Consider the following 12,809-nt stretch of genomic DNA (forward strand, 5'->3'; position numbering starts at 1 on the left):
GGAGGTCCCCATGTCCCGCACCGCCACCCGCTCTCGCCATCGGCCGGCTCGTCCGATCGACGTCGCGCCGCCACCGCGTCCGCTCGTCGTCACCCGCGACGAATCCCTGCTCGACGACCTGTTACGCCTCGCCGCCGCGGCGTCCGTCGAACTCGAGGTCGCAGGGCGTCCCGATTCGGCGCGCTCGCGCTGGTCGCAGGTGCCGCTGGTGGTCGTCGGCGACGACGAGGCCGACATGCTGACGGCGTTGTCGCTGCCGCGCCGCCCCGGCGTCCTGCTGATCGGCGACAGCGAGGACGATGCCGGCGTCTGGCGCCGCGGAGTCGCGCTCGGAGCGGAACAGGTGCTGTTCTTCCCCGACGACGAACCGTGGCTGGCGGGCCGGTTCGCCGACGCGGCGGAAGGCGGCGACGGCGAGGCGCTCGTGGTCGGCGTCATGGGCGGTCGCGGCGGCGCAGGCGCGTCGGTGCTGGCCACCGGCCTCGCGGTGACGGCGAGCCGGCAGGGGATGGCCGTCATCCTGGCCGACCTCGATCCACTCGGCGGCGGCCTCGATCTCGTCCTCGGCGCCGAGGACGTCACCGGCCTGCGCTGGCCCGACCTCGCCGACAGCAAGGGCCGGCTCGGCGCCCGGGCGCTGCGGTCGGAGCTGCCCGGCCGGCACGGGCTGGCCGTCCTGTCCTGGGACCGCGGTGACCTGCTGACCCTCGCGCCCGACGCCGCAGACGTCGTCCTGGCGGCGGCCCGGCGGGCCTGCGACCTGGTCGTCCTCGATCTGCCGCGCTGGCCGGATCCGGCCGCCGAGTACGCCATCGGGCTGTGCGCCTGCGTGCTGCTGGTCGTGCCGGCCGAGGTCCGGGCGGTCGCGGCGGCCACGCGGGTTGCGGCCGGCCTCACCACGCTCGCGGCCGACGTCCGAGTGGTGACGCGCGGACCGTCGTCGTCCGGCCTGAGCGGCCCGGACGTCGCGATGGCGCTCGGTCTGCCGTTCGCGCTGCACTTCGCGCCGGAGCCTCGCCTCGGCGTGCAACTCGATCGCGGCGAGTCGCCTGGTCTCGACGACAAAGGGCCGCTGGTCCAGGGGTGCGGGCGGCTGATCGAGACGCTGCTTCGCGATCATCGGCCGGTCGGCGCATGAAGCGGGCCTTGGCGTCCTGCGCCCGGGCCGGATCGGTGGTCGAACCGGTGCGGGCGACGTTCGCCCCGTTGCGGCCGGTGGAGGGGCGATGAGGTTCGACGACACGCTGCTCGACCGGATCCGGTCCACTCTGGCCCAGGCCGCGGAAGCGCCGACGCCCGCCCGGGTCGCCGCGCTGCTCCGGGCCGAGGGCGCCGTACTCGGCGACGCCGCGGTGCTCGAGGTCACCGAGGCGCTTCGGGCCGAGATCACCGGCGCCGGTCCGCTCGATCCGCTGCTGCGCCGCCCCGGTGTGACGGACGTGCTGGTCAACGGCCCCGACGAGGTCTGGGTCGATGACGGCGACGGCTTGCGGCGCGAGCCGGTGCGGTTTCGCGACGAGTCCGCGGTCCGGCGGCTCGCGGTCCGGCTCGCCTCATCGACTGGCCGGCGTCTCGACGATGCCGTTCCCTACGTCGACGCTCGGCTGGCCAGTGGCGTGCGGCTCCATGCAGTCGTGCCACCGATCGCTCCCGACGGCACCGTCATCTCGCTGCGGGTTCCATCCGGCCGCGCCCTGAGCCTTGCCGACCTGGTCGCCGCGGGGACCGTGCCCGGCGCACTGGAGCCGTGGCTGACGGCCCTGGTCCGGGCGCGGCTCGCCTTCCTGATCACCGGGCGGACCGGCTGTGGAAAGACCACCGTGCTCGAGGCGCTACTCGGCGTCTGCGATCCGGGTGAGCGGATCGTGCTCGTCGAGGACGCCGGTGAGCTGCGCCCCGACCATCCGCACGTCGTCCGGCTCGAGGCCCGCGCCGCGAACGTCGAGGGCGCCGGTCGCGTCGGGCTCGACGTGCTGGTCCGCCAGGCACTGCGCATGCGGCCCGACCGGATCGTCGTCGGCGAGGTTCGCGGTGCCGAGGTGGTCGACCTGCTCGCCGCCCTGAACACCGGTCACGAGGGCGGCTGCGGAACGCTCCACGCCAACTCGACGGCGGACGTCCCGGCGCGACTGGAGGCGCTCGGGCTGGCCGCTGGGCTGGGCCGGGCGGCCGTGCATGCTCAGGCGCGGGCGGCGCTCGACGCTGTGATCCACCTCGTTCGCGACGACAGCGGCCGGCGACGGGTCGCACAGGTCGACGTTATGGCCGGCGACGGCGCGGGTCGGACGGTGCGCGCGTCCGGCGGCGGACTGGCAACGGCGACGGCCTTCCGGGTCGACGGCGACGGCGCGGTGTCCCGCGGACCGGGGTTCGACGTACTGGCCGAACTGCTCGCGCGGCGGGGGTGGGAGCCGTGACTGGGCTGGTGGCGATCGTGTTGGGTGGGCTGGCGGCGGTGGTCTGGGTGGGGCGGCCGTCGTTGCTGGCGGCCCGGCTCGGCCTGCCCGCCGCTCGTCGTGCGGAGGTGTGGCGGAGGTTGTCGCCGCGCATGGTGCTCCTCGGCAGCACGGTCGCGGCCGGAACGGGTGGTCTCGCCGTGGCGGGACCGGTCGGGCTGGCGGCCGGGCTGTTCGCCGTCCCGTTCGGACAGTCATGGCTGCGCCGCCGTCGGCAGCGACAGGCCCGGCGACGGCGCGACGCCGACGTCGCCGAGGGCTGCGTGGCCCTCGCGGGCGAGCTGGCCTCCGGCGTCCCGCCTGCAGGCGCGCTGAGTGCGGTCGCCGTGGAGTGGCCGGACCTGTTCGGTCCCGCCGCCGGCCGAGCCGCGCTCGGCGGTGATCCTTCGGCAGCCCTGCGAGCAACCGGCGCACGGCCGGGAGCCGGCGCACTACGAGCCGTCGCGGCCGCCTGGGAGCTGTCCGAGCGCACCGGGGCCGCTCTGTCCTCGGTACTGGTCGCGGTGGCCGACTCCGTTCGAGCCGAGGCGACCGTCCGGCGCGAGGCCGAGGCACAGCTCGCCGCCGTCCGGGCGACCGCGCGACTGATGGCTTGCCTGCCGGTCGCGACACTGCTGCTGTTCTCGGCAGGTGACGGCGACGCGCTCGGCTTCCTCACCGGCACGCCGGTAGGCCTGGGCTGCCTGGTCGTCGCCGCCCTGTTCGTCGCAGGCGGCGTGTTCTGGGTCGACCGCGTGTCGCAACAGACGAGGTCATCGTGGGAATCGTGACGTCGTCGGGCGCCGTTTCGGCGGCCGCAGTGAACCGAGCGGTTCGATGCACGCGTCACCCGGCGCGAGGGCGGTGAGCTGATCGTGGCGCTGCTGGCCATGCTGTGTGCCGCCCTCGCCGCCGTCGTGGCGCTCGCTCCCGCGCCGGGAGTGGCCCGGCTACGCGCCGTTCTGCGTCATCCCGAGTCCCGCTGGGTCCGGACTCGGCCGGTTACGGCGGGACGCGCCGAGACCGATGCTCGTGCCGCGGGCGGGCTGGGCAGGCGATCAGGTCGCGGCGTGAAGCAGTTCAGCAGCGCCGGGCTTCCTCGACCCAGCCGACGATCGGTGGGATCGACCCGGCGATTCGACCGTGCTGCGGCTCCCACGACTGGTCGAGGACTGGCCGCGGCGGTCGCCGGTGTGGCCGCCTTCCTCGTGCTCGGCGGCGCGGCGGGAGTCCTCGTCGGTGCCGGTGTCGTAGCAGCCGCCTGGTACGGGTTGGGCCGGCTCGAACCGGCGTCCCGCAAACGCGGCCGCGAACGGGTCGTCGCGATGCTGCCGCTCGCCGCCGACCTCATGACCGCGGCGCTCGCGGCCGGCTGTCCGCCCGCCGTCGCTGCCGAGGCCGTCGGTACGGCGATCGGCGGACCACTCGGCCGGGCCCTCGTCGATTCCGCCGCGGCCGCCGGTGTCGGCGTCGAACCGGGCCGGGCCTGGTCCGATCTGGCCGCCGAACCGGCGGTCCGGCCGCTGGCCAGGGCACTCACCGCGGCGATGACTCGCGGGACGTCGCCGTCGCCGGTCCTGGAGCGCGTGTCCGTCGACGCTCGCGACGCCGCCCGCTGGGCCGGCGAGGCCCGCGCCCGGTCGCTGGGCGCTCGTGCCGCCGCGCCGTTGGGACTCTGCTTCCTGCCGGCGTTCGTGCTGGTCGGCGTCGTGCCGATCATCGCGACCTCGGGTCCGCTCCTGCTCTGACCCCGCCGGTAGCCTCGACGTGGGCGGTGATGCGTCATGCGGCTGACGTCGGAGGTGTGCAGGCAGCGGATGGCGGCTGCCCGGGTCGCGCACCTGGCGACCACTGGCGCCGACGGTCACCCGCACATCGTCCCCGTCACGTTCGCGCTGGTGTCGTCGTCCGGGACCGACCGCATCGCGATCGCCGTCGACCAGAAGCCGAAGACCACCCTCGCGTTGCGGCGGCTGATCAACATCGCCGAGAACCCGCGGGTGGCGATCATGTGCGACCACTACGACGAGGACTGGACTCAGCTCTGGTGGGTCCGCGCCGACGGCCGGGCGGTGGTCCTCGACGACGGCGACGGCCGCGACGGCGCGCTCGTCGCGCTGAGCCTTCGCTACGACCAGTACCGAGCCGATCCTCCGCGCGGGCCGGTCATCCTGATCGAGATCATCGCCTGGTCCGGTTGGTCCTACGCCTGACGTGACCCCGCCTCGGCGGCGTCCTCGCCTGGCCGGATCGCGCGAATGCGCCGCGCCCATCCACAGGCGGATCGGATTCCGCTGGTTGTCCCCAAATCGGCGTTCGGGCCTGGGATCCGCTCGCCCGGCCGAAGAACCTGGTCGCAGGCCTGCAGATCGCGGGCTCCGCGCCGGCCGGTCGCCGGGTTCCAGGGAGGTCCACCATGTCCAAGGTCACCAGCCGACTCGGTCATCTGCGCAGCGAGCGCGGCATGACCACCGCCGAGTACGCCGTCGGGACGGTCGCGGCGTGCGGCTTCGGCGGCGTTCTCTACAAGCTGCTCACGAGCGAGCCGGTTCAGAACCTGCTGAGCACCGTCATCGAGAAGGCGTTCGGGGTGATCGGCGGATGAGCCGCCGGCAACCCGCGGCTCGGGGCGATCCTGGCGTCGTCCCCGATGAGGGCCGTGGCAGCCGACCGCGAGGTCTGACGTCAGTCGCCGATGAACAGCGCGGCATGGTGACTGCCGAGCTCGCGGCCGGGTTTCCGGCCCTGGTGCTGGTGCTGCTCATGGCGGTCTGGGCGGTGACCATCGCCGCAGGGCACCTGCGGTGCACCGACGCCGCTCGCGAGGCGGCCCGGGCAGCGGCACGTGGCGAGGACCCGGCGGTGGTGCGCGACGTCGCGGCGGAAGCGGCGCCGCAGGGCGCGGATGTCACCGTCGACGAGATCGACGGCACGGTCGAGGTCCAGGTGAGTGTGCGGATGAATATGCCGGGTCCGCTGGGCGACACGCTCCCGGCGCCGACGGTGTCGGCTCGCTCGGTCGCGCTGGCCGAGGCCGGATGACGCCGGTCGGGCGCCGCGGCGGCGAGCGCGGCGGCGAGCGCGGCGGCGAGCGCGGCGCGGGGACGGTGCTCATCCTGTCGATCGTGCTGGTGATCATGGTCGCGACGCAGGCCGTGGCTGTCCTGGCGGCGGGCCAGTCGGCTCGTCACCGGGCGGCCGCGGCGGCTGATCTCGCCGCCTTGGCGGCGGCGAACCAGCTGGCGCTCGGCTCGGCGGATCCTTGCGCCGACGCCGGTCGCATCGCCGACGCCAACGGCGCGGTTCTACGCGACTGTGTCCTCGACGGCATGGAGGTCGAGGTCCAGGTGTGGGTGGAGACGACGTCGCTACTCCCGTGGCTGCCTGCCCAGGACCGACGTGCTCGCGCCGGACCACCACGGCCGGGTTCGGCCTGGACGGCCGGGCGTGGGTGAGCTGCTCGTCGTGCCCAAACGGGCCGGACGAGAGGGGCTGGGCGCCGCCGCGACAGCGGCGGGTCAGGTCTCGGCGCGGCTCGGTGGCTGCCGGGTCGCGCCGAGACAGGCCACGACGACGAGTCCGACCGCGACCCATTCCTGGACGTGCAGCACCTCGTTCAACACCACGAGCCCGACCAGCGCGGCGACCGCCGGTTCGAGGCTCATCAGGATCCCGAACACCGTCGCCGGCATGCGACGCAACGCCTCGATTTCCAAGGAGTACGGAATCACCGATGACAGCAGTGCGATCGCTGCGGCCAGCATCAGCACGTGAGGTTGCCAGAGGTCGGAGCCGCCAGTGGTCAGCCCGATCGGCGCCACCGCGACCGCGCCCACGACGCTGGCCATGGTCAGCCCGGACGAGCCCGGGAACCGCTGGCCGAGCTGCTTGCCGAGCAGGATGTACGCCGCCCAGCCGACAGCCGCCACCAGGGCGAACAGCACGCCCACCGGATCGATGCCGCCTGGCCCGCCGCGGGCCAGCAGCACGACGCCGGTGCCGGCCAGCAGCACCCACAGCAGGTCGAGCCGGCGGCGCGACAGCGCGACCGCCACCCCGAGCGGGCCGATGAACTCGATGGTGACGGCGATGCCGAGCGGGATGCGGGAGAACGACTCGTAGATCGCGATGTTCATGGCGGCCAGCGAGAGTCCGAAGGTGACCGCGAACCCCAGGTCGCCGCGCGACGCACGATGCAGCGCCGCACGGACAGCCCGCTGGGTGATGGCCACCAGCGCGACGGCGGCGAACGCCAGCCGCAGGAACACGACGGCGGTCGGCGGCAGCGTGTCGAACAGGCCCTTCGCGAGACCGGCGCCGATCTGCAGTGAGAAGATCCCGCCGAGCACCAGCCCGGGAGCGGGAATCGACCCGAACGGCGACGTCACGCGGCCAGCCTAGGTGCTGGGTCGAGCCGCCTCGACCCGCTGGCGCCGAGTACTCGGCCGGGGTTGCCGCAGCTGGCATGCGCAGTCGAGGCGCTGGTTCGGCGGCACCGTCCGTGGCCTGGCGGCGGACGCCCTCGGCCTGGTCGCGGATGTGGCCGGTCTACCGCTGGGGCGCGAGCGGCGTGCGTCGGTCTGCCGGCGGCCAGCCAGGCGTCAGGAGCCGTCGCGGTCGGGGGCCGGGGATCCGGAGTCGGCGCGGGCCGGCTCCTGGCGGTCGCCGTCACGATCCTTGCCACGGTGCTCGTCGCCGTCGGCGGTATGCCGGCCGTCGTCGGAGGACGGACGGTCGTCCGCCGGCGCACCATGCGGTTGGTCGTCGCGCTCGGCACGTCGCTCGAGATCACGCATCCGCTTGCGCTGCTTGAACTCCTTGCGCAGCCCGATCCGCAGCAACCACAGGGCGGCCAGCGTCGCGAGCCCGGTGATCAGACCGGCGACGTACAGCGCGGACCCGGACGTCGTGACCTCGGAACCGAGCAGGTCAACGGAGAGCGACTCACCTGCGCCGGTGAGTACGCCGATGGTCAGCAGCAGAGCGAGCAGGAGAACGATCAGTGCCACAGCGACCACGACGACCACCCTTCATCGAACCCCCATGTCCCACCGTAGCGACGACTGGGGCCGCCGACATGCGAATCCGGCCGGTGTCAGTCCGCTCCGGACAGCAGCATGTCCAGCAGGCGCACCGCACCGGCCTTGTCGAGCGGTTCGTTGCCGTTGCCGCACTTCGGCGACTGCACGCACGACGGGCATCCGTCGCGGCAGGGGCAGGCGGCGATCGTGTCGCGCGTCGCCGTCAGCCAGGACCGCGCCGCGTGGAACCCGCGCTCGGCGAACCCCGCGCCGCCGGGATGCCCGTCGTGCACGAAGACGGTGAGCGTGCCGGTGTCCGGATGCAGCAGCGTCGACAGCCCGCCGATGTCCCACCGATCGCAGCTCGCCACCAGCGGGAGGATCCCGATCGACGCGTGCTCGGCGGCGTGCGCCGCGCCCGGCGCGTCCGTCATCGAGACGCCGGCGGCGGCGATCGAGTCGTCGGGCAGCGTCCACCAGACGGAGCGGGTGCGCAGCCGGCGTTCGGGCAGGTCGAGCGGCACCTCGCCGAGCACCTCGCCCGAGCGCAGCGCCCGCTTGAGGTACCCGACCACCTGGCTGACCACCTCGACGGTTCCGAACGTGAGGCGCGCCGGCCCCCACTTCTCCGACGCCGACTCGTCCAGCACCCGCAACGTGCTGACCTCGCGCGCCGTCGTCGTGTAGTCGGGAGCGTCGGCCCGCGCCATCGCGACGCCGTCGTCGAGGTCCAGGCTCTCGATGAGGTACGTGTCGCCCTGGTGCACGTAGACGGCGCCCTCGTGCGCCGTCGAGTGCGCCCGGACGCCGTCGACGGTCCCGAGCACGCGGCCGGTGCCCACCTCGACGAGGCTCACCAGGCCGCCGGAACCGCGCAGGTCGGCCAGGTCGGTCGGACGTTCCCGCTTGGTCCAGTGCCAGGTCGTCTCGGCCTTGGCCCGTCGCCGCAGCAGCCGCCGGTGCTCCAGCGTGGGCAGGACGTCCTCGGTCGACGGGCCGAAGATCGCCGCGTCCTCGACGGTCAGTGGACGTTCAGCCGCGGCGGCACACAGGTGGGGGGCCAGCACGTAGGGGTTGTCCGGATCGAGCACGGTCGCCTCGACCGGCTGCTCGAAGATCGCCTCCGGGTGCTGCACCAGATAGGAATCGAGCGGGTTGTCGCTGGCCACCAGGACCGCAAGGCTCTCCTGACCGGCCCGGCCCGCTCGGCCGGCCTGTTGCCACAACGACGCGCGGGTTCCCGGCCAACCGGCGATCAGCACGGCGTCCAGTCCGCTCACGTCGACGCCGAGCTCCAGTGCCGTCGTCGCCGCGAGCCCCATGAGCGACCCGCCGTTGAGCGCCGCCTCCAGCGATCGGCGTTCGTAGGCGAGATAGCCGGCCCGGTACGACGCCACCCGGTCCGGCAACGATGGGTCCACCTCGGACAACGCCGACCGTGCCAGGCCGGCGACGGTTTCGGCGGCCCGCCGCGACCGCACGAACGCGACGGTCCGAGCATCGGCCACGACGAGGTCGGTGAGCAGGTCGGCGGTCTCGGCCAGAACGCCGCGTCGCCGGGCGGTGCCGCCGTCGACGCCCCAGGAAGCCGAACCGCCGGCGCCCTCGCCGAGCAGGGGCGGCTCCCAGAGCAGGAACGTCTTCCCCCCGCTCGGCGACCCGTCATCCGTCACGGCCTCGACCGGCAGCCCGATGAGCAACTCGGCCGTGCGCGCCGGGTCCGCCGTCGTCGCGGAGGCGAGCACGAACGTCGGCGACGACCCGTACATGGCGCAGACGCGCCGCAGCCGCCGCAGGACCTGCGCGACGTGGGAGCCGAAGACGCCGCGGTAGCCGTGACACTCGTCGACCACGACGAACCGCAGCGACCGCAGGAAGCCGGCCCAGCGGTGGTGCGCCGGCAGCATCGCGTGGTGCAGCATGTCCGGGTTCGTCAGCAGGTAGGTCGCGTGGCTGCGGGCCACGTCGCGCAGCTCGACCGGGGTGTCGCCGTCGTAGGTGGTGGCCATGACGCCGGGGACGCCCAGGTCGTCGAGCGAGCGCAGCTGGTCCGCCGCCAGCGCCTTGGTCGGCGAGATGTACAGCGTCGTGCCGCCCAGGCGGCGTCCGGTGCGAGCCGCCGTCAGCGCCGGGAGCTGATAGGCCAGCGACTTGCCCGACGCTGTGCCGGTGGCGACGACGACGTGCCGTCCCGACCAGGCCAGAGACGCGGCCTGTGCCTGGTGGTCCCAGGGCGCTACGATGCCTGCGGTCATGAAGCGATCGCGCACGACGGGGTCCACCCAGAGCGGCCACGCGCCGGGCTTGGCGGCCCGGGCGGGTATCGATTCGATGTGCGTGACACGTCCGGTCCGGTGCGGACCGGTCAGCAGTACATCGAGCAGGTCGTTCGGGCGGGGCACCCCGTGAGTCTCGCATCATGGTTGAATGCGGATGAGCCCGGCACGCGGTGAACGCTGTGTGTTGACCGATGGAGGCATGGAGGATCTGCGTGGACCTGTCGTTGTCGACCCGTACCGAGAGCGGCCGCAGCGTGGTCGCGGTCGGGGGTGAGATCGACGTCTACACGGCGCCGAGACTGCGCGACCAGCTGGTCGAGCTCGTCGACTCGGGTCACTACCACATCGTCGTCGACATGCGTGAGGTCGAGTTCCTCGACTCGACCGGGCTCGGCGTCCTCGTCGGCGGCCTCAAGCGGGTCGGCCAGCACGACGGTTCCCTCCGGCTTGTCTGCAACCAGGAGCGGATCCTGAAGATCTTCCGCATCACCGGTCTCACGAAGGTCTTCCCGATTCACGAGACGCTCGAGGAGGCCGTGGCCGCCACGGAGATGCCCTGAGCGGGTCTGTCGAGGCGGCATCGTGTGGGTACTTTCACACGATCGTAACGATGTCGGTGGGGGACCGACGTGAACTTTGGGTCCAGGTCGCTCTAGACTCCGCAGGTCGGCCGGATCCTACCCACCTCGCGGTCCGGCGACACAGAACGAGCCGATTCCTGTCAGCGGTCGGTCCAGCGGACCGACCGCGGACAGCTGTTTCAACGCCCTGCCCGAGGGCGACGTCAAGGAGGACGAATGACCGGGCTCAACCTCTCCTACGTGGTTGTCGTCGCGTTGATCGCGGTGGCAGCCCTGGCGATGGCGGCGCTGTTTCGCCGAGAGGTTCTCAGTGCCAGTGAGGGCACCGAGAACATGAAGACGATCGCGCGCGCCGTGCAGGAGGGCGCCGCGGCCTATCTCAACCGGCAGTTCCGGACACTCGGCATCTTCGTGGTGCTGGTGTTCGGCCTGCTCTTCCTGCTCCCCGGCGATGCCGGCGTCCGGTTCGGCCGGTCGTTGTTCTTCCTGGTCGGTGCGGCCTTCTCCGCCGCCATCGGCTACCTGGGCATGTGGCTGGCCACGCGGGCGAACGTCCGTGTTGCCGCCGCTGCTCGTGACGAGGGCCGCGACCCGGCGATGAAGGTCGCGTTCCGCACGGGCGGTGTGGTCGGCATGGCCACCGTCGGTCTCGGTCTCCTGGGTGCGGCCGTCGTCGTCCTCACCTACCAGGAGGACGCCCCGACGGTGCTTGAGGGCTTCGGCTTCGGCGCCGCGCTGCTCGCCATGTTCATGCGTGTCGGTGGCGGCATCTTCACCAAGGCCGCCGACGTCGGCGCCGACCTCGTCGGCAAGGTCGAACAGGGCATCCCCGAGGACGACCCCCGCAACGCGGCGACCATCGCGGACAACGTGGGGGACAACGTCGGTGACTGCGCCGGTATGGCGGCCGACCTGTTCGAGTCGTACGCCGTGACGCTGGTCGCCGCGCTGATCCTGGGCCAGGTCGCCTTCGGCCAGGAGGGCCTGGTCTTCCCGCTGATCGTCCCGGCGCTCGGTGCGCTCACCGCGGTGCTCGGCATCTATCTGACCCGGCCGCGCGTCGGCGAGAACGGCCTGACCACGATCAACCGGGCGTTCTACATCTCCGCGGTGTTCTCAGCGGTGCTGTGCGCGATCGCGGCGTTCGCCTACCTGCCGGACAGCTTCGCGCAGCTCGACGGCGGCCTCGGCGACCACGACGGCGACCCGCGTGTGCTGGCGACCGTCGCCGTGTTCCTGGGCATCGTGCTGGCCGGCGTCATCCTGTGGCTGACCGGATACTTCACCGGCACCGACAAGAAGCCGACCGAGGACGTCGCCAAGACCTCGCTCACCGGCCCGGCCACGGTCGTGCTCTCGGGTATCGCGCTCGGCCTCGAGTCCGCCGTGTACACCGCGCTGGTCATCGGTGGTGCCGTCTACGGTGCGTTCCTGCTGGGTGACGGCTCGGTCGAGCTGTCGCTGTTCCTGATCGCGCTGGCCGGCACCGGCCTGCTGACCACGGTCGGCGTCATCGTCGCGATGGACACGTTCGGCCCGGTCAGCGACAACGCCCAGGGCATCGCCGAGATGTCCGGCGACGTCGACGGCGAGGGCGCGCAGATCCTCACCGAGCTGGACGCGGTCGGCAACACGACCAAGGCCATCACCAAGGGCATCGCCATCGCCACCGCGGTCCTGGCGGCGACAGCGCTGTTCGGCTCGTACACGCGGGCGATCAGCGACGAGCTGGCATCGATCGGCGCGGACATCACCGGCGAGACGTCGTTCCTCATCGACATCGTGTCGCCGAACGTCCTCGTCGGCGTGATCATCGGCGCCTCGGTCGTGTTCATGTTCTCGGGCCTGGCCATCAACGCCGTCGGCCGGGCCGCCGGCGCGGTCGTGTTCGAGGTGCGCCGGCAGTTCCGCGACGACCCGGGCATCATGGCCGGCACGTCGACGCCGGCTTACGGCCGCGTCGTCGACATCGTCACCAAGGACTCGTTGCGCGAGCTGGCCACGCCGGGTCTGATGGCGGCCCTGGCGCCCATCGCGGTCGGCTTCGGCCTCGGCGTCGGCCCGCTGGCCGGTTACCTGGCCGGTGCCATCGCGACCGGTGTGCTCATGGCGGTGTTCCTGGCCAACTCCGGTGGAGCCTGGGACAACTCGAAGAAGCTGGTCGAGGACGGCAACCACGGCGGCAAGGGCTCCGATGCCCACGCGGCCACCGTCATCGGCGACACCGTCGGCGACCCGTTCAAGGACACCGCCGGACCGGCCATCAACCCGCTGATCAAGGTGATGAACCTGGTGTCCGTGCTGATCGCGCCGGCCATCGTCTCCATGTCGGTGGGCGCCGACGCCAACGACGGGCTGCGCTACACGATCGCGCTGGTCGCGGTCGCGATCATCATCGGCGCGGTCTGGTTCTCCAAGCGGCGCTCGACGGTCATCGGTGAGGACCAGCCGGCCCGGGAGGGCGCGGCGGTCTGACCGACTGATCCACGGCGC

At 72.7% G+C, this 12,809-nt stretch carries 13 protein-coding genes; 10 read left to right on the forward strand and 3 right to left on the reverse strand.

The genetic code is table 11. The features are described from left to right. Positions 1–10 precede the first annotated feature (10 nt). From ssd to E1262_RS09590, 8 genes are all read left to right on the forward strand, one after another. A complete protein-coding gene (gene ssd, locus E1262_RS09555; protein WP_132102895.1) occupies positions 11–1,138 on the forward strand; it encodes a septum site-determining protein Ssd in 1,128 nt (375 codons plus the stop codon). A gap of 88 nt (positions 1,139–1,226) precedes the next feature. Next, a complete protein-coding gene (locus E1262_RS09560) occupies positions 1,227–2,417 on the forward strand; it encodes a TadA family conjugal transfer-associated ATPase (RefSeq protein WP_132102896.1) in 1,191 nt (396 codons plus the stop codon). Then, positions 2,414–3,226, forward strand: a complete 813-nt coding sequence (locus E1262_RS09565) for a type II secretion system F family protein (protein WP_132102897.1) — start codon at positions 2,414–2,416, stop codon at positions 3,224–3,226. The genes E1262_RS09560 and E1262_RS09565 overlap by 4 nt, the downstream gene beginning before the upstream one ends. Positions 3,227–3,628: 402 nt before the next feature. Further along, a complete protein-coding gene (locus tag E1262_RS30245) occupies positions 3,629–4,183 on the forward strand; it encodes a type II secretion system F family protein (protein ID WP_162605838.1) in 555 nt (184 codons plus the stop codon). A 36-nt stretch (positions 4,184–4,219) separates the two neighbouring features. Next, positions 4,220–4,648: a TIGR03668 family PPOX class F420-dependent oxidoreductase gene (locus tag E1262_RS09575; protein ID WP_132102899.1), complete on the forward strand. Its 429-nt coding sequence runs from the start codon at positions 4,220–4,222 to the stop codon at positions 4,646–4,648. Positions 4,649–4,851: 203 nt separating this feature from the next. After that, the gene (locus E1262_RS09580; protein WP_132102900.1) at positions 4,852–5,040 is read left to right on the forward strand and encodes a DUF4244 domain-containing protein; all 189 of its coding nucleotides are present in this window, start codon (positions 4,852–4,854) and stop codon (positions 5,038–5,040) included. A 104-nt stretch (positions 5,041–5,144) separates the two neighbouring features. Further along, a complete protein-coding gene (locus E1262_RS09585; protein WP_132102901.1) occupies positions 5,145–5,477 on the forward strand; it encodes a TadE family type IV pilus minor pilin in 333 nt (110 codons plus the stop codon). Continuing rightward, positions 5,474–5,890, forward strand: coding sequence for an Rv3654c family TadE-like protein (locus E1262_RS09590; protein ID WP_132102902.1), 417 nt, complete (start codon positions 5,474–5,476; stop codon positions 5,888–5,890). Before E1262_RS09585 ends, E1262_RS09590 begins: the two co-directional genes overlap by 4 nt. Positions 5,891–5,953: 63 nt before the next feature. On the opposite strand, the gene E1262_RS09595 is transcribed toward E1262_RS09590, so the two are convergent. From E1262_RS09595 to E1262_RS09605, 3 genes are all read right to left on the reverse strand, one after another. Next, positions 5,954–6,823: an EamA family transporter gene (locus tag E1262_RS09595; protein ID WP_132102903.1), complete on the reverse strand. Its 870-nt coding sequence runs from the start codon at positions 6,821–6,823 to the stop codon at positions 5,954–5,956. A 213-nt stretch (positions 6,824–7,036) separates the two neighbouring features. Then, positions 7,037–7,453, reverse strand: a complete 417-nt coding sequence (locus tag E1262_RS09600) for a hypothetical protein (protein WP_132102904.1) — start codon at positions 7,451–7,453, stop codon at positions 7,037–7,039. Positions 7,454–7,530: 77 nt separating this feature from the next. Continuing rightward, positions 7,531–9,858 carry a DEAD/DEAH box helicase gene (locus E1262_RS09605; RefSeq protein ID WP_132102905.1) on the reverse strand — a complete coding sequence of 776 codons (2,328 nt, stop codon included), beginning with the start codon at positions 9,856–9,858 and terminating at the stop codon, positions 7,531–7,533. Positions 9,859–9,947: 89 nt separating this feature from the next. On the opposite strand from E1262_RS09605, the gene E1262_RS09610 reads away from it, so the two are divergent. After that, a complete protein-coding gene (locus tag E1262_RS09610) occupies positions 9,948–10,295 on the forward strand; it encodes an STAS domain-containing protein (protein WP_131988954.1) in 348 nt (115 codons plus the stop codon). A 237-nt stretch (positions 10,296–10,532) separates the two neighbouring features. Continuing rightward, on the forward strand, positions 10,533–12,791 hold the full coding sequence (locus E1262_RS09615; protein ID WP_132102906.1) for a sodium-translocating pyrophosphatase: 2,259 nt from the start codon (positions 10,533–10,535) through the stop codon (positions 12,789–12,791). The last annotated feature ends 18 nt before the right edge of the window (positions 12,792–12,809 follow it).

The sequence above is a fragment of the Jiangella aurantiaca genome, assembly GCF_004349105.1.
Classification (GTDB): domain Bacteria; phylum Actinomycetota; class Actinomycetes; order Jiangellales; family Jiangellaceae; genus Jiangella; species Jiangella aurantiaca.

Excerpts from the sequence above, each read along its gene's own strand:
- E1262_RS09615 (WP_132102906.1), top strand. The coding sequence starts at position 10,533 with ATGACCGGGCTCAACCTCTCCTACGTGGTTGTCGTCGCGTTGATCGCG.
- E1262_RS09590 (WP_132102902.1), top strand. The coding sequence starts at position 5,474 with ATGACGCCGGTCGGGCGCCGCGGCGGCGAGCGCGGCGGCGAGCGCGGC.
- ssd (WP_132102895.1), top strand. The coding sequence starts at position 11 with ATGTCCCGCACCGCCACCCGCTCTCGCCATCGGCCGGCTCGTCCGATC.
- E1262_RS09560 (WP_132102896.1), top strand. The coding sequence starts at position 1,227 with ATGAGGTTCGACGACACGCTGCTCGACCGGATCCGGTCCACTCTGGCC.
- E1262_RS09585 (WP_132102901.1), top strand. The coding sequence starts at position 5,145 with ATGGTGACTGCCGAGCTCGCGGCCGGGTTTCCGGCCCTGGTGCTGGTG.
- E1262_RS09580 (WP_132102900.1), top strand. The coding sequence starts at position 4,852 with ATGTCCAAGGTCACCAGCCGACTCGGTCATCTGCGCAGCGAGCGCGGC.
- E1262_RS09575 (WP_132102899.1), top strand. The coding sequence starts at position 4,220 with ATGCGGCTGACGTCGGAGGTGTGCAGGCAGCGGATGGCGGCTGCCCGG.